At 66.1% G+C, this 17,605-nt stretch carries 21 protein-coding genes and 1 tRNA gene; 20 read left to right on the forward strand and 2 right to left on the reverse strand.

Annotated features, from left to right (window positions below; all coding sequences use genetic code 11):
• Positions 1-227: 227 nt before the first annotated feature.
• From rnhA to QWY84_RS15375, 5 genes are all read left to right on the forward strand, one after another.
• On the forward strand, positions 228-671 hold the full coding sequence (rnhA, locus tag QWY84_RS15355) for a ribonuclease HI (RefSeq protein ID WP_290203733.1): 444 nt from the start codon (positions 228-230) through the stop codon (positions 669-671).
• Between the two features lie 17 nt (positions 672-688).
• A complete protein-coding gene (gene dnaQ, locus QWY84_RS15360; protein ID WP_290203735.1) occupies positions 689-1,420 on the forward strand; it encodes a DNA polymerase III subunit epsilon in 732 nt (243 codons plus the stop codon).
• On the forward strand, positions 1,417-2,100 hold the full coding sequence (locus QWY84_RS15365) for an HAD family hydrolase (protein WP_290203737.1): 684 nt from the start codon (positions 1,417-1,419) through the stop codon (positions 2,098-2,100). Before dnaQ ends, QWY84_RS15365 begins: the two co-directional genes overlap by 4 nt.
• Positions 2,101-2,117: 17 nt before the next feature.
• Positions 2,118-2,888: a competence/damage-inducible protein A gene (locus QWY84_RS15370; protein WP_290203739.1), complete on the forward strand. Its 771-nt coding sequence runs from the start codon at positions 2,118-2,120 to the stop codon at positions 2,886-2,888.
• 105 nt (positions 2,889-2,993) lie between these two features.
• Positions 2,994-3,069: transfer RNA gene (locus QWY84_RS15375), tRNA-Thr, on the forward strand.
• Positions 3,070-3,357: 288 nt separating this feature from the next.
• Here the strand turns inward: QWY84_RS15375 and QWY84_RS15380 are convergent.
• Together QWY84_RS15380 and mobH are read right to left on the reverse strand one after the other, a co-directional pair.
• Positions 3,358-4,329: a tyrosine-type recombinase/integrase gene (locus QWY84_RS15380; RefSeq protein WP_290203740.1), complete on the reverse strand. Its 972-nt coding sequence runs from the start codon at positions 4,327-4,329 to the stop codon at positions 3,358-3,360.
• An 84-nt stretch (positions 4,330-4,413) separates the two neighbouring features.
• The gene (gene mobH, locus QWY84_RS15385; protein WP_290203741.1) at positions 4,414-6,189 is read right to left on the reverse strand and encodes a MobH family relaxase; all 1,776 of its coding nucleotides are present in this window, start codon (positions 6,187-6,189) and stop codon (positions 4,414-4,416) included.
• Positions 6,190-6,834: 645 nt separating this feature from the next.
• Between mobH and QWY84_RS15390 the strand changes: the two genes are divergently transcribed.
• The 15 genes from QWY84_RS15390 (at position 6,835) to QWY84_RS15460 (ending at position 17,586) form a co-directional block, all read left to right on the forward strand.
• Positions 6,835-7,185, forward strand: coding sequence for a hypothetical protein (locus QWY84_RS15390; RefSeq protein WP_290203742.1), 351 nt, complete (start codon positions 6,835-6,837; stop codon positions 7,183-7,185).
• A 72-nt stretch (positions 7,186-7,257) separates the two neighbouring features.
• Positions 7,258-7,698, forward strand: a complete 441-nt coding sequence (ssb, locus tag QWY84_RS15395) for a single-stranded DNA-binding protein (RefSeq protein ID WP_290203744.1) — start codon at positions 7,258-7,260, stop codon at positions 7,696-7,698.
• Between the two features lie 17 nt (positions 7,699-7,715).
• On the forward strand, positions 7,716-8,312 hold the full coding sequence (locus QWY84_RS15400; RefSeq protein WP_290203746.1) for a hypothetical protein: 597 nt from the start codon (positions 7,716-7,718) through the stop codon (positions 8,310-8,312).
• Positions 8,313-8,341: 29 nt separating this feature from the next.
• Positions 8,342-10,519: a DNA topoisomerase III gene (locus tag QWY84_RS15405; protein WP_290203747.1), complete on the forward strand. Its 2,178-nt coding sequence runs from the start codon at positions 8,342-8,344 to the stop codon at positions 10,517-10,519.
• 221 nt (positions 10,520-10,740) lie between these two features.
• Complete coding sequence (locus QWY84_RS15410) at positions 10,741-11,148, forward strand: STY4534 family ICE replication protein (protein WP_290203749.1); 408 nt, start codon at positions 10,741-10,743, stop codon at positions 11,146-11,148.
• Between the two features lie 266 nt (positions 11,149-11,414).
• Complete coding sequence (locus QWY84_RS15415; protein ID WP_290203751.1) at positions 11,415-11,672, forward strand: hypothetical protein; 258 nt, start codon at positions 11,415-11,417, stop codon at positions 11,670-11,672.
• Positions 11,673-11,747: 75 nt separating this feature from the next.
• Positions 11,748-11,930 (forward strand): hypothetical protein, encoded by a 183-nt coding sequence (locus tag QWY84_RS15420; protein ID WP_290203753.1) that lies wholly within the window; start codon positions 11,748-11,750, stop codon positions 11,928-11,930.
• 448 nt (positions 11,931-12,378) lie between these two features.
• Positions 12,379-13,323, forward strand: coding sequence for an ArdC family protein (locus QWY84_RS15425; RefSeq protein WP_290203754.1), 945 nt, complete (start codon positions 12,379-12,381; stop codon positions 13,321-13,323).
• Positions 13,324-13,630: 307 nt separating this feature from the next.
• Positions 13,631-14,302, forward strand: a complete 672-nt coding sequence (locus QWY84_RS15430) for a hypothetical protein (protein WP_290203756.1) — start codon at positions 13,631-13,633, stop codon at positions 14,300-14,302.
• On the forward strand, positions 14,286-14,990 hold the full coding sequence (locus QWY84_RS15435; RefSeq protein ID WP_290203757.1) for a hypothetical protein: 705 nt from the start codon (positions 14,286-14,288) through the stop codon (positions 14,988-14,990). The genes QWY84_RS15430 and QWY84_RS15435 overlap by 17 nt, the downstream gene beginning before the upstream one ends.
• A gap of 679 nt (positions 14,991-15,669) precedes the next feature.
• Positions 15,670-15,981, forward strand: a complete 312-nt coding sequence (locus tag QWY84_RS15440) for an integrative conjugative element protein, RAQPRD family (RefSeq protein WP_290203758.1) — start codon at positions 15,670-15,672, stop codon at positions 15,979-15,981.
• On the forward strand, positions 15,978-16,208 hold the full coding sequence (locus QWY84_RS15445; RefSeq protein WP_290203760.1) for a TIGR03758 family integrating conjugative element protein: 231 nt from the start codon (positions 15,978-15,980) through the stop codon (positions 16,206-16,208). Before QWY84_RS15440 ends, QWY84_RS15445 begins: the two co-directional genes overlap by 4 nt.
• Positions 16,209-16,236: 28 nt before the next feature.
• Positions 16,237-16,593, forward strand: coding sequence for a TIGR03745 family integrating conjugative element membrane protein (locus QWY84_RS15450; protein ID WP_435372990.1), 357 nt, complete (start codon positions 16,237-16,239; stop codon positions 16,591-16,593).
• 4 nt (positions 16,594-16,597) lie between these two features.
• The gene (locus QWY84_RS15455; protein WP_290203762.1) at positions 16,598-16,954 is read left to right on the forward strand and encodes a TIGR03750 family conjugal transfer protein; all 357 of its coding nucleotides are present in this window, start codon (positions 16,598-16,600) and stop codon (positions 16,952-16,954) included.
• A complete protein-coding gene (locus QWY84_RS15460; protein WP_290203763.1) occupies positions 16,951-17,586 on the forward strand; it encodes a PFL_4703 family integrating conjugative element protein in 636 nt (211 codons plus the stop codon). Before QWY84_RS15455 ends, QWY84_RS15460 begins: the two co-directional genes overlap by 4 nt.
• Positions 17,587-17,605: the final 19 nt, after the last annotated feature.

Below are 17,605 nucleotides of genomic sequence, written 5' to 3' on the forward strand. Positions count from 1 at the left end.
GGTGTTCCGGCCGCCGCTGCAGCGGCGCGGCATCCAGCGCCGGCTCCGCGTGCTGGAGCGCGTCGGCCGGCGCTGCTGGCCGGTGCTGGGCGGCGTCTACGCCCAGCTCAGCCGCAAGCGGGTCGTGCGCGCCATCCCCATGGGGGCCGTGGTCCGGCAGCGCCAGGCGGTGGCCGCCGTGGCGCAGGCGTGCAGCCGGGCATACCTCAGCAACTACGGGACGATGCATGAAGAAAGTGGAGATCTACAGCGATGGCGCCTGTCGCGGCAACCCGGGGCCGGGTGGCTGGGGCACGTTGCTGCGCTGGAACGGCAAGGAGAAGACGCTCTATGGCGGCGAGCGCGAGACCACCAACAACCGCATGGAGCTGACGGCGGCGATCCGGGGGCTGCAGTCGCTGAAGCAGCCGTGCCGCGTGATCCTGACCACCGACTCCGAGTACCTGCGCAAGGGCATCACCGAGTGGTTACCCAACTGGAAAAGGCGCGGCTGGAAGACGGCGGCACGCAAGCCAGTGAAGAACGCCGACCTGTGGCAGGCCCTGGACGAAGAGGCTCAGCGGCATGAGGTGGACTGGCGCTGGGTCCGCGGCCACAGCGGGCACGCCGAGAACGAGACCGCGGACCGCCTGGCCAACCAGGGCATCGACGAGATGCTGAGCCGGAACTAGCGAGGGATCGGAGCACCATGCGGCAGATCGTACTGGATACGGAGACAACCGGCCTGGAGACCACCCAGGGCCATCGCATCATCGAGATCGGCGCGGTGGAAGTGGACGCGCGGCGCAAGACGGGCCGCACCTACCACGTCTACCTCAACCCCGACCGCGAGGTGGACGAGGGGGCCGTCGAGATCCACGGCATCAACAACGAGTTCCTGGCGGACAAGCCCCGCTTCGCCGACATTGCCGACGAGTTCTTGGAGTTCATCAACGGCGCCGACCTGGTGATCCACAACGCCCCCTTCGACGTGGGCTTCATCGACCACGAGTTCGGCCTGCTGGAGCGCGGCCTGCCGGCGGTCAGCGAGTGCTGCAGCATCACCGACACGCTGATCATGGCCCGCCGCATGCACCCGGGTCAGCGCAATACCCTGGATGCGCTCTGCAAGCGCTACCAGGTGGACAACTCCCAGCGCGACCTCCACGGCGCGCTGCTGGACGCCGAGATCCTCGCCGACCTGTACCTGACCATGACCGGCGGGCAGGTCACGCTGTCGCTGGATACCGAGGACGACGACAGCTCCGCCACCGGCGGCGGCCGCCACGCCCCCCGCCCGGTGAGCAGCGACCGCCCGCGGCTGCGCGTGGTCGCCGCCAGCGACGACGAGCGCGCCGCCCACGAGGCCTGGCTGGATCAGCTGGACGCGTCCGTGGGCGGGCGGTGCGTGTGGCGCGCCGCCGAGGAGCCGGCGGAATGACGGCGATCAGCCTCGACCTGGACGAGACCCTGTGGCGCCTGGACGGCGTACTGGAGCAGGCCGAGGAGGCCACCGTGGCTTTCCTCCGGGAGCGCTACCCGAGCATCGCCGAGGCCTATCCGCCCGAGCGCATGCGTACCCTGCGCGACGAGACCGCCGAGCTGCACCCGGAGCTGCTGTACAACGTCACCGCACTGCGCATCCGCACCTTCGAGCGCGCCGCGCGGGCCGTGGGCGCGCCGCCCCAGGCGGCGGAAGAGGCCTTCGACGTCTTCCTCGATGCCCGCCACCGGGTGGACCTCTACCCGGACGCGCTGCCGGTGCTGGAGGCGCTGTACCAGCGCCTGCCCCTGGTGGCGCTGACGAATGGCAACGCCGACGTCCACCGGCTCGCCCTGGGGCACTACTTCGTCGCGGCGTACTCCGCCGTCCACGTGGGCGCCGCCAAGCCCGACCGGCCCATGTTCGAGGCAGCGGCCCGCGGCGCCGGGGTGCCGCTGGAGCGCCTCATCCACGTGGGCGACGACCCGGTCACCGACGTCGCCGGCGCAGCCCAGCACGGCCTGCGCGCCATCTGGCTGAACCGCTCCGGCATGCCCTGGCCGAGCAACCTGCCGCGCGTGGATTACGAGGAGATCCGCAGCCTGGACCAGCTCCTGCCCCTGCTGGAGCGCGAGTGAACCAACCCGGAGCATGCATGAACCCCACATTCCCCAGCGGCTTCGGCGCCATCATCATCGGTGACGAGATCCTCTCCGGGAAGCGCCGGGACGGGCACATGGCCAAGATCATCGAGCTCCTGGACCAGCGCGGCCTGGAGCTCAATTGGGCCTGCTTCCTGGGCGACGAGCCCCAGCGGCTCACCGACACCCTCCGCGGCACCATGGCCGGCAACGACGTGGTGTTCAGCTTCGGCGGCATCGGCGGCACGCCGGACGATCGCACCCGCCAATGCGCCGCGGCCGCCGCCGGCCTGGAGCTGGAGACCCACCCGGAAGGCCTGCGGCTCATCCGCGAGCAGTTCGGCGACGACATCAAGCCCGAGCGCCTGCGCATGATCGAGTTCCCCAAGGGCGCCAGCCTGGTCCCGAACCCCGTGAACCGCGTCCCCGGGTTCAGCCTCGGCCATCACTACTTCGTGCCCGGCTTCCCGAACATGGCGTGGCCCATGATCGAATGGGTGCTCGACCACCACTACGGCCACCTCCACGCCGTCGGCAGCCGCAAGGAGCGCGCCCTGGTCGTCCACGGCGTGCGCGAGAGCCAGGCCATCCCGCTGCTGGAGGAGTTCACGGCGGAATACCCGCAGGTGCGCGTATCCTGCCTCCCCCGCTGGTGCCCGCCGGACTACGAGCTCGAGCTCGGCGTCCGCGGCCCCAACGACGCCGTGGACACCGTCATCGAAGCGCTCCAGCGCCGCCTGGACGAGCAGGGCGACCGCTGGGAAGAGCGCACGCCCGGCGCCTGACAAACCCGGGCCGAGAGTCGCCGCCGCGTCGGGTACAAAGCCATGCAGAACAGCCGTTGTGACCCCCGCGCCACTTCCGCTATACTCCGCACCTCCAACCAGATAGCCGGTGTAGCTCAGTCGGTAGAGCAACTGATTCGTAATCAGTAGGTCGGCGGTTCGATTCCGTCCACCGGCACCAGACAGCAGCGCGGGAACCTCACGATCCGCGCGTTACCGTGCCAGAGGCGAGCCCGTTTGCCCTTCCGCGGGCTCAGAGGGGTCGGTGCTGCTACACCGGCCCCTCTTCCTTTTCGTGGATCCCCTGGCTCTCTCTTAATACGACAGTTCTGGAATCGCGCTCCCAGAGCCCTTCCTTCCGGTTGCTTCCTTCAAGGAAAACAACCAGATGGATCTATCCTAGCCTATCGTACCCGGTGTCGCCAATCGGTCGGCTCGGGCACGCGGTCCGCGTGCCCGAGGCCACACCCTACTGCTGTTCGCCAGGTGTGGGGAGGTGGGAGACGAGTTCGTACATCTGCTTCAGGTCCGGTTGGATGTACTCCATCGTCATCGACAGCGAGGTATGGCCAAGGAGGTGTTGAAGCGCACGGATGTTCGGCTGCGGTTGCCGCGCGATCTCCGTGGCGCAGGTATGCCGCAGCCGGTGCGGTGATATCGGTTCATCCATGTAATTGGACAGGCGACGGAAGTAGCCGTTGACCTGCTGCCACGTCAACTCCCCCGGCTTGTAGCCGGTATTCCCGCGGTGCAGCCCCAGATCGAAGACCTGCCGCCGTCCGAACCGGCGGTGCCCCACGATCTTGGCGGTTTCGTACCAAAGCACTTGCAGTTCCTTGGCCAGTGCCGGGGGGAGCGGGATCTCCCATTCACGTCGGGTCTTGCTGCCTTCCTGCGTCAGCGTGATGGCTCCACGCTTCCAGTCGACATCCTGCCAGCGCAGGTTGACCAGCTGCCGCAGGCGCATCCCGGTGTAGTAGAAGGTCAGGACCACAATGCGCCAGAACCACCGTGGCTGGAGGCGCTGGCTTTGATCGTCACTGAGCACAGTCAGCACGCGGGCCAACAGATCCTGATTGACCGTCTTCTTGCGGCGCTTGCCGACGGGGGCGGCACCGACGCGGTCCAGCGGGTAGTGTTCGACCCAGCCGAGTTGGATGGCATAACGCCACAATGCGCGGAACGTCCGGCGGTATGTGTTCCAGGTGATCGGGGTGGCTCGTTCGAGGACCGTTGATCGCCACGCGAAGAGATGATCACGGCTGATCGTGCCGAGCGGGATCGGCCCGACGTCATCCTCGAATCGCCGGACGACCTGGTCATAGCTGGCGATGGTGGCTGGACGGAGAATCCGTTCTTTGCGGTACACATCCCAGACATCCCGCAGGGTGTGATCCGCGATGGCTTCTGGACTGCTTCCTTCCAATCCTGCCAGTGGCATGATTCCTCCTTGCTTACACGTGGAAAGAAAATCATGCCTCTGGCACCACCCAGAGTAGAACAGCTCAGGCGATGGGTATAGGGCCTAGGCAGTGCTGGCTGGGCGCAGGTAGCGGTTTGGCCGGGGACGCCATGCGCCGAAGATGAGCTCGATGTCCGGAATCAGTACGCCTTTCACATAGCCGCTACGGCGGTCCCGCTCCGCGATGAAATGATGGATATTGGTGCCGTCGGCGGGGTTCTTCCTGTGGTGGCGTTGTTTCAGGAAGCGCTTCTGGGTGTTGCTCCAGTTGCGCTGCGTTGCCTGCCCGAAGTCGCGGAAGATGCCCGGGCTGACCAGCAGGACACCGTCATCGACAACGTGCACTCGGGCGTCAGGCGTGTTCACGGCGATTTCGCCGTCCGTGATCCCGCATCGCAGCCATTGCAGGAAGGCATCGCCGTTGTCCGCGGGCAATTCGAGGTCCGCTTCCTCGTCTGCGCCTTCTTCTGCTCCATTTGCTGACCCGGGGTTCGTGGCGGCCATTTCGGCTTTGGGTAGATCGGTACCGGGCGGCAAGAGCAGGGAAGAAGCGCCCTCGCTATCGGTCGTTTCTTCGTCAGCTGTCGCCGCCACGTCGGCGGAAGCGGCTTCGTCCTCGGCCGGGGTTGGTTCATGTGTCTGCGTCGGCTCAGGCGGCGTTTGGACTGGTTCATCAAGCGGGATGATCTCGCCCTCGAATGGTGCAGGGCGTGCGTCGGGTTCCGGCCAGACACGCGTCGCATCGATCCGGATGAGAGTGAGTTTGTGGCTCCATCCATCGCCTGACACCGTGGCTGTCCAGATCGCACGGTTGCCGTTGGCCATCAGCAGTCCGTGCTCCTGGAGAGTGTCGAAGATGCGGTCGTTGGAAGCCGGTATATCCGTATGGCCTTCGTCGCGCAGTTGTGTCCGTAGGCTGTCCGCGGTTCGCTTTGAGACCAGCCAGAGCTCATCGCCGACGAGCCACCCGGCAGCGCCGTTGCCGTTCAGTGGCAGCACCTGTTCGCTGAGCAGGTACCGCAGCGCCGTCATCAGCTTTTCATGCAATGGCTTTCGCGGTGTCGGCAGGCGTTCCGGGGATTGCCCACCGAGGTTACGAGCCACCGATTCCCGGTCTGCCTGCAAGACAATCTGGCCCAGGGGGCCTGCGTTCTCCAGATCTCCCTGAATGGCCGGGAGCCAGTGCGCGAAGAGGTTAGGTAGACGCGCGATCCAGGCGAGTCCTTCGGCCGGTATCACCCAGTGGGCGACCAGGAGGGCGACCGGTTCGTGGAACTTGTGTCGCCGGTGCTGGCGGTACCGCGTGGAATACCAGGCTGCGCCGGTCCGCTCGGTCATTGCTCCATGCCATGGCTCCCATGGACCGAGAAGCCGCCCTTCGGCGTTGTACAGTCTGACCTCCTGGTCCACAACGGGCTTGCCCAGGTCGTGGATGAGTGCCGCCGTGAAAGTGGCGTACGACCATGTATCGGCTTCGTGGGCAATGCGTTCGGGTTCAGCATCCGGCGGCAACACATACCCCCGGCGCAACTGCAGCGCCTTGAGCGTGACCTCCATGGTGTGATCGAGGAGGCCCCCGAGGCCGGCGTGGTGGTGGACTTCCGAAGCCGGAAGGAGCTGGACAAAGGCAGCATAGCGATGCAGCGCGTTGTCGACGTATTCCGTTTGGTGGTCCACCGGTAGAGAAAGTTGCCCCTGAATCTGGCGTTGGAGTACCTGGCGGTGCTCCGCGGCTAGCAACTGTTCTGCCGAGTGAATACGAAGGAGCCCTGGTCTGGGAGGTACAGGACGATCTTCGCTTGTGCGGCTCGGCGTTCGCTGGCGAAACCAATGAAGCATCGACCGTTTGTTTCAGCGAAAAGGCACAGCTCACAAGTCTGCCGCGTTCTCGGCCATACGCGGGCGGAAAACCGCGAAGCCCGCCGTCAGCGTTTCCGGCGAACGTCGTGTTGATGATGGGAGAACATGCTTCATTCGGTTGGAGGACTGCCTTTTTTGGGAGGGCCCCGGGGGTGGAACAGTGTTCCGGGGGGCCGGTGGCCGGCGCCGGAGTGGAACAGTGTTCCGGGGGGCCGGTGGCCGGTCCGGGGGTGGAACAGTGTTCCGGGGGGCCGGTGGCCGGTCCGGGGGTGGAACAGTGTTCCAGGGGGCCGGTGGCCGGCGCCGGGGTGGAACAGTGTTCCGGGGGGCCGGTGGCCGGCGCCGGGGTGGAACAGTGTTCCAGGGGGCCGGTGGCCGGCGCCGGGGTGGAACAGTGTTCCGGGGGGCCGGTGGCCGGTCCGGGGGTGGAACAGTGTTCCAGGGGGCCGGCCGCAGGTAGCTCCGACAGTTGGCTAGGGACCTTTGGAGTCGGGAGACATAGATCCAGTGTAAAGGGCCCTTTAAGGGTAAGGGGGAAGCATGGCTGTTAACCCTTGGACACTCCGTTCGGCGAAGGATCGCTTGAGGAGCGTCCAGCATGATCTGGATCAGGTACGGCGGGAGATGGATGACCTGATTCGTGAGTTCAAAGCGACGTGGCGAAGGCCTTGGCCGGTTCATCCGGCTGTGCACCGTCCGGGGCCCAGCAGTCCGGCGATCCTGCGTTGGCGCCCGAGCGGCGTGGACGGCATCGGCCAGGGTCCGGTGGTCTTTACGAGTGACCAGGTTCAACGGCGGCTGGAATCGGCCAACGTGCCGGCGGAGACACGGCGGGCCTGGGCTGCCATTGACCGCAGGGCACAGGTGCTCAATGTCCGGGCACGGCTGCTCTTCTACGAGTATCGCCGGTTGACGGACTACGTTGAGCACATTCGTTGCTTGAACGCACTGGAGGAAACCTGGCAGGCCACGTGACGGGTTTTTGCGCCTGCCCCTGTGTTGGTCGGGGCAGCATGGACGCTGCACTTGCTACAGGAGGGTACCGTGATGGCCAACCACTTCCAGGGTCGGGGCAACCTTGGTGCCGCACCGACACTCCGTCATACGGACGATGCCAGCGGCCAGGCTGTCGCCGTCGCCCATCTCCGGATTTATTTCGACCGCCCCAAGCCGACCAACGACGGTTTCACCGACCGCGGCGGATTCTGGGCGAACGTCTCTTTCTGGGGCAGACGCGCAGAGGTAGCCGCCCGTGTCCTGCCCAAGGGCGCGCGTGTCGCTGTCGAGGGCGAACTGCTCCAGTCCACCTGGCAGGATCGCGAAACCGGTCAACCCCGTAGCCAGCTGGAGATCCGCGCCGGTCACGTGGACCTCGACCTGGCGCGTGTGGAGTCGCTGCAGCTGCGATCAAGCAGTCAACGCACGACGGAAGCCGCTGATACGGACGGGGCCGACGTCACCCATGATGCTTCGTCGTCCGTCGAGTAGTAAGGGAGGACGTCATCATGCGCATGGAGCAATCCCTGTGTGTGCTCATCATTGCCGCGTTGCTCCTGGGTGGATGCAGCTTCAGCCGGAGCGACGGTGCCTACGAGGTCGGTCTCGACCCGGAAGCCGTGGGACTGGGTAGCGAGGACGCCGACCGCGATGAATCGGGTGGGCGCGGGGATCACCCAGGGCAGGAGGCGACCGGTCGGCGCAGCGAGCGTGATCCGCGGCTCGCCGGCGCGGCCGACGAGATCGCCGCCGAGGACGTGATCATCGAAATGGAAACCGATCGCGATGTCGATACGACATACACGCGATTGCGGGACGCTTTCGGTTACAAGGTTCCTGATGAAGTCGCCGCGCCAGGCACCACGAAGCGCGAATTGCTGCAGCTTGATGTTGGCTATCACCACCGGACCCAGCCCGGTGTCTCCTACAGCATGCGCCAGCACGTCGAACTCGATGGGTACGAGTACGTCATGCAGGTGGATATCGACAAGGAGGGCGAGGGCAGCCGCATCCTCGTTGGCTATTACACGGGCGAGGACGCGTTCCCCGCGACGGAGGCGTTCCGGAAGAGGGTCAAGGATTCGGTCCGCCGCGCGCTGGAGTAACGGGACCGGAGGCAGAAGGAGCCCGCTTCATGGCACGACTCTTCCTCGCCGAGAAGCCGTCACAGGCCCGGGATATCGGGCGCGTGCTGGGCGCGACCCGGCGCGGTAACGGGTGCTTCCGGGGTGACGGCGTTGTGGTGACCTGGGCCTACGGGCATCTGCTGGAGATGGCTCCGCCGGAGGCCTATGACGTCGCCTTCAAACGCTGGTCCCTGGAGACGTTGCCCATCCTTCCGACGGAGTCGCGCCTCCATGTGCGGCCGAACGTCAAGGATCATTTCACAACCGTGCAGGAGTTGGTCCGGCGCGCAAGCGAGGTCGTCATCGCCACGGATGCGGACCGCGAGGGCGAGACGATCGCGCGGGAGATTCTGGACCGTTGCGTGCATGAGGGACCCGTCTGGCGATTGTGGCTCTCGGCGCTGGACGAGGCCAGCATCCGAGACGCCCTTGCGAAACTCCATCCCGGTGAGCGTACGGAGCCGCTGTATCATGCTGGTCTTGCGCGCTCGCGGGCCGACTGGCTCGTGGGCATGAACCTCACCCGGGCGTATACGCTGGCCGCCCGGGGCGGCGGCTACGGTGGTGTGCTCTCCGTTGGGCGCGTGCAGACGCCGACGCTCAAGCTCGTGGTCGACCGCGATCGGGCAATCGAGCAATTCCAGCCCACGCCGTACTACGAACTCTGGGTCCGCTGTACGCACGAGCGCGGGCAGTGGCAGGCCCGGTGGTTGCCCGGCAAAAGTGTTGCCGACGGCGAAGGCCGCTGCGTCAACCGGCAGGCGGCGGTTGCCGTGGCGCGGCGTGTTGATGGCGCCGGTGCGGAAGTCGCCCTGGCGCAGACCGAGCGCAAGCACGAGGGGCCGCCGCTGCCCTACGATCTGTCCACCCTGCAGCAGGAGGCGTCGCGCCGCTGGGGTCTCGGGGCGCAGCAGGTTCTGGATCTGGCGCAGGCGCTCTACGAGCGCCACAAGGCGACGACCTATCCCCGTACCGATTGCCGCTATCTGCCGTTGAGCCAGCACGGTGATGCGCCGAAGGTGCTCGATGCACTGGCCCGGTCCGACCCGGACTTGGCCGCGGTGGTCGAGGGTGCCGAGCCCGAGGTGCGTTCCCGGGCGTGGAACGACGGCCGGATCACCGCCCATCACGCGATCATTCCGACCACCGCGGTGGTCGCCGTGGACCAGCTTTCGCGCGACGAATATCGACTCTACGATCTCGTGCGTCGTGGCTATCTGGCGCAGTTCTACCCGGCATGTGTCTACGATCAAAGCCGCATCGAGGTGGTGGCCGCCGGCGAGCGTTTCCGGGCCCGGGGGCGTGTCATCCGGAACAGGGGTTGGCGGGTGCTCACCGGCGAGCAGGAAGTCGATGCTGCAGAGCAGGGCGAACAACCCGCGCAGCGTTTGCCGGCCGTCGCCGAGAGCGACCGCGTCGGCCTCGCGGAGCCGGAAGTCCACGACAAGCAGACGCAACCGCCGAAGCGGTATACGCAGGGTACGCTTCTCGCTGCCATGAAGAACATCGCCCGCGAGGTCTCGGACGTGCGGCTGAAACAGGTCCTCAAGGAGACCACGGGCATCGGGACCGAGGCGACGCGGGCCGGGATCATCAAGACGCTGGTTGATCGTGGTTTCGTCGTCGAGACGAAGCACCACCTCGTGTCCACCGCCGCCGCGCGGGCGTTGATCGATGCGTTGCCGCAGGCCGTGACCGATCCCGCCACCACGGCAATGTGGGAGCAGGCACTCGATGAGATCGCCCAGGGGAAGGGCAGTGTCGAGGCGTTCCTCGAGCGCCAGAGCCAGTGGGTGCGCCAGCTCGTCGAGCAGGTCCGTCAGGACGGTGCGCCCGTGGTTTCCGGTGGCGAGGCCGGTGCGGCCACCCGGGGGAGCGGTCAAGTCCTCGGGACCTGTGGTTGTCGGGGCAAAGGCCGCGTCCGGATCGGCCCGAAAGCCTGGCAGTGCAGCGATTGCGGTGCGCTGGTGTGGAAGACGATTTGCCGTAAGCGCCTCTCCGATAAGCAGGCGCTGGCTCTCTTCGCCGGGCAGACCGTCCACCTGAAAGGGCTCAAGAGCCGTAACGGCAAGCCATTCAATACCCGTGCCCGCCTGGTCGACGGGAAAGTGCAGTTCCAGTTTGACGGCGGCGATTCGGGTCGCAACCCGCCGCGGCCGCCGCGACGGGGTCGGGCCGCGTCTTGACACGGCCGTGCCGTGTTTCGTATCTGTATAGGGAGTACGGTATTTTCACGCTTGCCTGGAGCGCATCCAGGTCCCTTGTAAGCGCCTGCGGATCGGGAAGAGGCGCGCCGCCTGAGCGGTCGATCCACACGGTTCCAACCTCACTTCCACCCGCCGGGGAAAGCGTTTCCCCGCGGGGGGTGGCGCTTTCTCCGGCTCTTTATCGTGAAGGAGAAGGCGCCATGTCCGAGAAGTCCTACTTCGATCTCCACATCACCGGTCTCGGGTACATGAACCGGATCCGGGAAGTCCGGCCCCGGCGCGGCGAGCCGTTCCTCGCGTGCGACATCGTCGCGATTCATGGCGACGCCGAGGACCCTGAACGGACGCGGTTCGACTGCCGGGTGGCTGGCCAGGAGGCGCGACGCCTGGTTGAGGCCATGCCGCGGCACCTCGAACAGGGCCGTAAGGTGCTCGTCGGTTTCAAGCTCGGCGATCTCTACGCGGAGAGCTTCACCTATCGCGAAGGCGAGAAGGCCGGCGAGACCGGCATCTCGCTAAAGGCGAGGCTCCTGCGCATCGACTGGGTGCGGATCGACGGTGAGAAGGTGTATCCGCCCGTCGAAGCCCGCAACCAGGAGACCGCCTGAGTGCTCTTTAACAAGACGGCTCACCACGACGGAAGACTCCGGGGCCCGGTGCCCCGGCGTCTTCCCGAGCTCGTGCGTGCGCGGGCTCGGGAAGACGCTTCCATCGCTCGCCTGGCGCGCAGCCAGGCCCGTTGAAGCCCCTGCGGACCGGGAGGAGGGGCGCCGGCGGTGCCGGTCGGTCCACCACGTGCAATCCACCCCTGCCGGGGACAGGTGCCCCGGCAGGGGCGGCCTGTCTGCCGGCTCTGCCATGGAGGTCAGGCCACATGGATCTGGAAGCCATCAGCAGTACGCCTGTGCGGGAACTCGTCCACTACGAAGGCCCCGTCTACGGGGGCCTCCGGGATCCGTCGGTGCTTGTCTATATCACGACCGACGGTCTCGTGATTCCGGTCTCGGCCGACGTCGTCGACGTCGCGGCTTCAGGGTCGGTCGCCGATCCGGTCTGGAGCCACATCGAGTGGCTTACCGAGGTCGTGACCCTCACGTCATGCAGTCTCACCGGTGACGGTTCGGCTGCGTAGCGCCGTGGAATGCACCCGGGCCGGGGCAGACGCCCGGCTTGGGTGTCTGTCCCCGCCACTGCCACGGAGGACAGCATGAATCGCTCCAGACTCGCGTCAGCACTCGAGAAGATCGGAGTGACCCTTGTTGTTACGCCGCTGATCGAGCTATTCGTCGAACCCGCGGGTAGCCACTGGGGTCTGCCCTCAATCGCGGCTGTCGGTGTCGTGTGCGTTGCAATCGCAGTCGATATTGACAGTCTGGCCAACGGAGAATGACTCTATGTCCATGATCGGTATTGCCTCCACGACCGCTGCAGCATTGGTCCTTTGCGCTCTCGGCCTGTACCTCGCGCACAAGGACCGCAAACGCGGCAAGAAGTGACTGACGATCTCACCGGCCGGCTCGGCCGGTGAGTCCTCGCCGGCAGGAAGTCTCGTGCGTACAGGCTTTCCACCCCTGCCGGCGCTACTCCCCTTTTCCATCGCCAGCTTGCCTTGGCTCACGGGGGCGACGCCCTGAGCCCGTGTGTGCGTGGGTTGAGGGCGTTGTTCCTAGCGCCGACCTGGAGCGTATCCAGGCCCGTTGAAGCCCCTGCGGATCGGGAGGAGGGGCGCCGGCAGTGCTGCCGGTCGATCCACTGCGCGCAATCCACCCCTGCCGGGGACAGGTACCCCCCGGCAACGGGCGTGGCCTGTCCCCTGGCACAACCACGGAGGACAGGCCATGGCCAAGCGCGATCTGTACCAGGAGATCACCGACGAGATCATCGCCGCCCTGGAGAAGGGGGTTGTCCCGTGGGTGAAGCCCTGGGATCCCGCTCACGACAGCGTAATGGCGGGCTACCCCGCCAATGCACTGACCGGACGACCCTATCACGGGGTCAACGTTCCGCTTCTGTGGATGCGTCAGTCCATGCGGGGCTTTTCCTCGAACCGCTGGCTGACATTCCGGCAAGCCAAGGAGGTTGGTGCCCACGTACGCAGGGGCGAGAAGGGGTCACTCGTCACCTTCTTCAAGCCGCTGCGCAAGCAGGAGACCGATGCCGCCGGCAATCCGGTCTACGACGATGATGGTGAACCCGTCGAGCGCACGGTTCCAGTGCTCAAGGGGTTCACTGTGTTCAACGTCGATCAGGTCGAGGATCTTCCGGCTCGTTATCGGGATCCGGGCCCGACCGACGATCCGGCGCCGGAGCCGGTGACGGCCGCCGACGCGGTGGTCGCTGCATCGGGGGCCACGATCCGGGAAGGCGGGCCCGAGGCGGGCTATGTCCCGGGCGCCGACATGATCCGGATGCCGCCGGCTCCGGCGTTCGCGACGTCGGCAGGCTACTATGCGACGCTGCTCCACGAGCTCACGCACTGGACGGGGCATGCGGACCGTCTGGCCCGTGAAGGGATCGTCCACTTCCAGGGCTTCGGCTCGACGTCCTATGCCTTCGAAGAACTCGTCGCTGAGCTTGGCGGTGCGTTCCTGTGTGCCGAAACCGGTATCCAGGGCGATCTGCGCCACGAGGGCTATATCGCCTCGTGGCTCAAGGTTCTGCGCGACGACAAGCGGGCGATCTTCAAGGCGTCAACGCGGGCCAAGGAGGCCACCGAGTACCTGATGGGCCAGGCGGACGCCACGGTCCGCCCTGGGACGGCACGAACCATGACCGCGGCGTGAGCCGTTCGTGGGCACTTTGTTCGCACCGGGGGAGGCCGATTGGCCTCCCCTTTTTGTTGCTGCCTCCAAGCCAAGGGGTGACACGAACGCTAGCCAGACGGTCACTCGCAGCCATGGAGGCGTCGCCATGGAAAGCGTGCAGCTCGGCGGCTCCCTGCGTACCGTGAATGCCGGACGGGAGGCCAGGGACTGTCGCCAGGTAGAGCGCACTCGGGCGCACCGAACCCGAATCTTCTTGACAACTCTCAATCACGTCGTGAAGCTTGTCCCTCGTCCTAGGACTCGGGACAGTACAGCGGGGAATGGTATGAAAAGTCAAGATGTCGGCCTGATGCTCAAGCTTGTTGCCTTGAAGAACCGGGAGAGTGAGGACCTTGAGGGACGGGTCGGAAAAGCGGAAATGTCACTCCCGGACGACTGGCGCGACTGGCAGGTCGAGGAAGAAGACCCGCTGGCGGAGGATGAAGCCTCGCTTCTGGATAGCGACCTCCTGTCGGCTCGTTACAGCATCAGGGCCTTGGCGGATGAGACCGGCATCAGCAAGAGCCAGGTCAGCTTGGCACTGCAGCGCTGCCTGGAGGTCGGGCTGGCGCGCAAGGATCGCAAGACCGGTGTGCCACGGGCCAATACCAAGGCGCTATTCGAGTTCATTGTGCATGGGCTGCGCTATGTCTTTCCCGCTCGGCCCGGCGAGATAACCCGGGGCATCGCCACCTCCTTTGCTGCGCCCGTGCTGGAAGGGCGACTGTTCAGCTCGGGAGACCTGCCGATGGTCTGGCCGGACGCCAGGGGGAATACCAAGGGACAGGCGGTCGCACCCTTGTTCAGGAGTGCGCCCTACGCGGTACGCCGCGACCGGGATCTGTACGCCATGTTGGCTCTGGTGGACGCCATCCGGCTCGGACAACCCCGCGAGAGCCAAATGGCGGCCACTCTGCTGGCAGAGTTTCTGGGGGTGAGTGATGAGCCAGTTCGATGATCAACGCGCCATGCTGCGCCATGTGGCTCAGGCATTGGGAGAGGAGTTGCGGGAGCAGGTCGCCTTCGTGGGCGGTTGTACGACCGGGCTTCTGGTAACCGATGATTTCACGCGGGAGCAGGTACGCAGCACCGATGACGTCGACGTGGTCGTGCACGTCATCAGCTACGCTGAGCTGCATCGGCTCAAGGAAACCATGAAAGCACGCGGCTTCAGAGAGCCGTCGTCGATGGATATCGATATGCCCATTTGTGCCGTGAAGCTGGACGATCTGCGTATAGACTTGATGCCGGATGACCCCAAGGTGCTGGGTTTCAGCAACCAATGGTACCGCCAGGCCCTGGAGACCGCCTTGCCGATCTCCTTGGGAGAGGATCTCACCATTCGAGTGGTCGGCCCAGCGTTGTTCATTGCCACCAAGCTGGAGGCCTACAAGGGACGAGGCAATGGTGACCCGCTCGAGAGTCGCGATATCGAGGACATCCTCAACCTCGTGGATGGACGCGCGGAGCTACTGGCGGACGTGCAGGCAAGCGACAGCGATCTCCAGGACTATATCGCCGCCGAGTTCGCCCGGCTCCTCGACGACGGCAACTTTGAGTACGCCGTGCAAAGCCAGGCGCGAGACCCGGGGCGAGAGACGTTGATCTTTGAGCGGCTGGAAGAACTGGCCAGGGTGAATCGCTGATGCGCATGACCTGCGCTGGCCGAGCCGTTGCGTTTGTCACAGGCCTTCGTGAATGGTCTGCTGGCGTGCGAACAGGCCTGTCGGCGCCACGGCTTCTTACGGGATGTCGCTAGCTGGTGCCTGGTCAGTATCGTGTCTACAAGGCGTTGTCAGCTGTGCCAACGCCCTTGCGCCTGCAACCGCGCGCCTGGAGCGGATCCAGGCCCGGTGAAGTGCCTGCGGATCGGGAGGAGGCACGCCAGCCCCGCGCTGGTCGGTCCATGCACCCCTGATACAGGAGCCTCTGGCCAGGGGTGCTTGACTTGCCCGGACTTGCCCATCCGGGCCACGACGTCGGCCGACGGGCCGGCTTGCTCCACCTTGCCGGGCTCTGCCCGGCCGTATCATACGGACTTGACCTCCCCCGGGTGGTTTGCGGATCACCCCGGGGCGGTCGGGTCCGGCCTCCGGTGACTCCACGGGATCGCCGGCCGCCCTCCGCCGAGACAGCGCGCCAAGGAGTCGCCTTGGGCCGGCTGTCGCATGGTGGGGCCGTCGAGGTTGTTTGCTCGCTCGGGCCGTGCTACCCGCCGACGGCCGCATCCCGAAAACTTCCGCGCTCGCCTTGAGAATTTTTCCCCCGCCCCCGGGGACGCGTTCGCGAGACTGCCGTGGCAACACCGACAGCCACGGAGGCCCCATGCGGACGCGGTTCCATTGGACGTTCATGCTGCTGGTGCTCGTCATCCCCGGTGGCGCGGTCGCCGACACCGACGGCGAGCGCGAGGCACTCAGTCGACTCGTCCATGAGCTCCGGGCCCTGGAGCCGCTCATCGACGAGGCAGAGGCACAGGCCGACCCCGAGGCCCGCATCCGGATGGAATACGACTGGCTGCGCCGGGATCTCGAGCGCGTCCGGGACGGGATTCGTGCGCACATCGAGGCACCGCGACCGATGCGGGATCCCGAGCCGCGGGAGGTCGAGCCCTTGCGTGGGGACTACCGGCGATGAGTGAGGCCGAGTTCCAGGCGTGGTCGGGAGTGGCTCCCGGGACCCTGGCGACCGTCATCGCCACCATGATCGCCCTGTTGTACCTGATCTGGCTCGCCTGGGTCGCGTTGAGTCAGTACAAGGCCTGGGCCAGGGGCGGCGGCGAGCCGGATCTCGGTGAGGTGGCATGGCTGCTCATTCGCGGGACGGTCGTGGTGATGGTGGTTGGTTTCTTCATCCGGCCCTGAGCGGGCTGCTGGCAAGGAGGGTGGCGCCATGTGCAAGCGACTGGTCAACCGGGTTCTACAGGCGGTCGCAGGTACGGTCGGAATGTTCATCTGCGTGGTGGTTCAGGCGGATCTGCCGGATGCCCCGGAACCGGAAGGTGGCTACGAGGACGGCAACTGGCTCGATCTGATGCAGGGGTATTTCTTCGAGGGCGGCACGGTCCTCGCCACCCTGGTTTCGATGGTCGGCTTCGTCTGGGTCAGCTGGACCGGACTGACCAAATTCAACGAGGCCCGGCAAGGTCGCGCCGAGTGGGGCGAGGTCGGCTTGCTCGGCATCGTCGGCGGTGCGCTCCTGCTTGTCATCTCGTTCCTGCTCAACCAGGCGCTGTCGGTAACGGGGTGACGGCGTGGCCGGCGCTGAGCTGCCTCCTCCGACGGAACGCCTCAACGAGGAGCCGGCGATCTTCCGCGGCTGTTCGTCGAGTGAGCTTGTGGGGATTCTCGTCGGCGCCATCGGCTTCTGGCTCCCGACGCTGGTTCTGGTGGGCTTCGCGGTCGGCTACCCGATGGTGGGTGTCGGCGGCGCCGCGGCCGCGACCCTGGCAACCGTGTTCGTCGCCGCGACCGTGTTCCAGCGCATCAAGCGCGGACGCCCCATCGGCTATTACCAGCAACTGGCGATCCTCGTGCTGCACCGCGCCCGTATCCGGCGGGCGCCGATCGTCCTGCGCAGCGGTCCCTGGGATCTCGGGAGGCGGGTTTGAGATACCGCAAGGAGCTCAACAATGCCAACGCCCATATCAACACCCTGCGGGCGATCGTCGCCGTGCTGACGGTGCTCACCATCGTCATGTGGTGGGGTTGGCAGCAGGCCCCGGATGATCTGCGCGTGCACCTCACGCCGGAGCTGCGCACGGGTGGGGTCGTGGAGGCGGGTGAAATCACGGAACCGGCCGTCTATACCTTCGCGCTCTATATCTGGCAGCAGATCTACCGCTGGGAGGACAACGGCGCCGAGGAGTACGGCGACAACATCTGGCGTCTGCAGGCTTTCCTCACCCCCGACTACCGCCGGCAGCTGATCGCCGACATGGAGCGCCGCGCGGAGCGTGGCGAACTCCAGGACCGCAGTCGCGCCGTGCGCGAGATCCCGGGACGGAGCTACGACAGCGACCGCGTCGAGCAGTTGCCGGACGGCTCCTGGCGCGTCTGGATCGACGTCGAAATCCGGGAGCACATCGACGGCGAGCTCGTGAAGCAGGTCCGGGCTCGCTATCCGCTGCGCGTCGTTCGCTACGAGGTCGATCCGGAGTCCAATCCCTGGGGCCTCGCCCTGGCCATCGAGGAGGACAACGAACCCGAGCGACTCAGCACGACGGTGGAGGAGGACGGCTGATGGTGTGGTGCGGGCATTT

It is taken from the genome of Aquisalimonas lutea (assembly GCF_030409225.1).
Classification (GTDB): Bacteria; Pseudomonadota; Gammaproteobacteria; order Nitrococcales; family Aquisalimonadaceae; genus Aquisalimonas; species Aquisalimonas lutea.

Excerpts from the sequence above, each read along its gene's own strand:
- rnhA (WP_290203733.1), top strand. The coding sequence starts at position 228 with ATGAAGAAAGTGGAGATCTACAGCGATGGCGCCTGTCGCGGCAACCCG.
- dnaQ (WP_290203735.1), top strand. The coding sequence starts at position 689 with ATGCGGCAGATCGTACTGGATACGGAGACAACCGGCCTGGAGACCACC.
- QWY84_RS15365 (WP_290203737.1), top strand. The coding sequence starts at position 1,417 with ATGACGGCGATCAGCCTCGACCTGGACGAGACCCTGTGGCGCCTGGAC.
- QWY84_RS15370 (WP_290203739.1), top strand. The coding sequence starts at position 2,118 with ATGAACCCCACATTCCCCAGCGGCTTCGGCGCCATCATCATCGGTGAC.
- QWY84_RS15380 (WP_290203740.1), bottom strand. The coding sequence starts at position 4,329 with ATGCCACTGGCAGGATTGGAAGGAAGCAGTCCAGAAGCCATCGCGGAT.
- mobH (WP_290203741.1), bottom strand. The coding sequence starts at position 6,189 with ATGCTTCATTGGTTTCGCCAGCGAACGCCGAGCCGCACAAGCGAAGAT.
- QWY84_RS15390 (WP_290203742.1), top strand. The coding sequence starts at position 6,835 with ATGGATGACCTGATTCGTGAGTTCAAAGCGACGTGGCGAAGGCCTTGG.
- ssb (WP_290203744.1), top strand. The coding sequence starts at position 7,258 with ATGGCCAACCACTTCCAGGGTCGGGGCAACCTTGGTGCCGCACCGACA.
- QWY84_RS15400 (WP_290203746.1), top strand. The coding sequence starts at position 7,716 with ATGCGCATGGAGCAATCCCTGTGTGTGCTCATCATTGCCGCGTTGCTC.
- QWY84_RS15405 (WP_290203747.1), top strand. The coding sequence starts at position 8,342 with ATGGCACGACTCTTCCTCGCCGAGAAGCCGTCACAGGCCCGGGATATC.
- QWY84_RS15410 (WP_290203749.1), top strand. The coding sequence starts at position 10,741 with ATGTCCGAGAAGTCCTACTTCGATCTCCACATCACCGGTCTCGGGTAC.
- QWY84_RS15415 (WP_290203751.1), top strand. The coding sequence starts at position 11,415 with ATGGATCTGGAAGCCATCAGCAGTACGCCTGTGCGGGAACTCGTCCAC.
- QWY84_RS15420 (WP_290203753.1), top strand. The coding sequence starts at position 11,748 with ATGAATCGCTCCAGACTCGCGTCAGCACTCGAGAAGATCGGAGTGACC.
- QWY84_RS15425 (WP_290203754.1), top strand. The coding sequence starts at position 12,379 with ATGGCCAAGCGCGATCTGTACCAGGAGATCACCGACGAGATCATCGCC.
- QWY84_RS15430 (WP_290203756.1), top strand. The coding sequence starts at position 13,631 with ATGAAAAGTCAAGATGTCGGCCTGATGCTCAAGCTTGTTGCCTTGAAG.
- QWY84_RS15435 (WP_290203757.1), top strand. The coding sequence starts at position 14,286 with ATGAGCCAGTTCGATGATCAACGCGCCATGCTGCGCCATGTGGCTCAG.
- QWY84_RS15440 (WP_290203758.1), top strand. The coding sequence starts at position 15,670 with ATGCGGACGCGGTTCCATTGGACGTTCATGCTGCTGGTGCTCGTCATC.
- QWY84_RS15445 (WP_290203760.1), top strand. The coding sequence starts at position 15,978 with ATGAGTGAGGCCGAGTTCCAGGCGTGGTCGGGAGTGGCTCCCGGGACC.
- QWY84_RS15450 (WP_435372990.1), top strand. The coding sequence starts at position 16,237 with ATGTGCAAGCGACTGGTCAACCGGGTTCTACAGGCGGTCGCAGGTACG.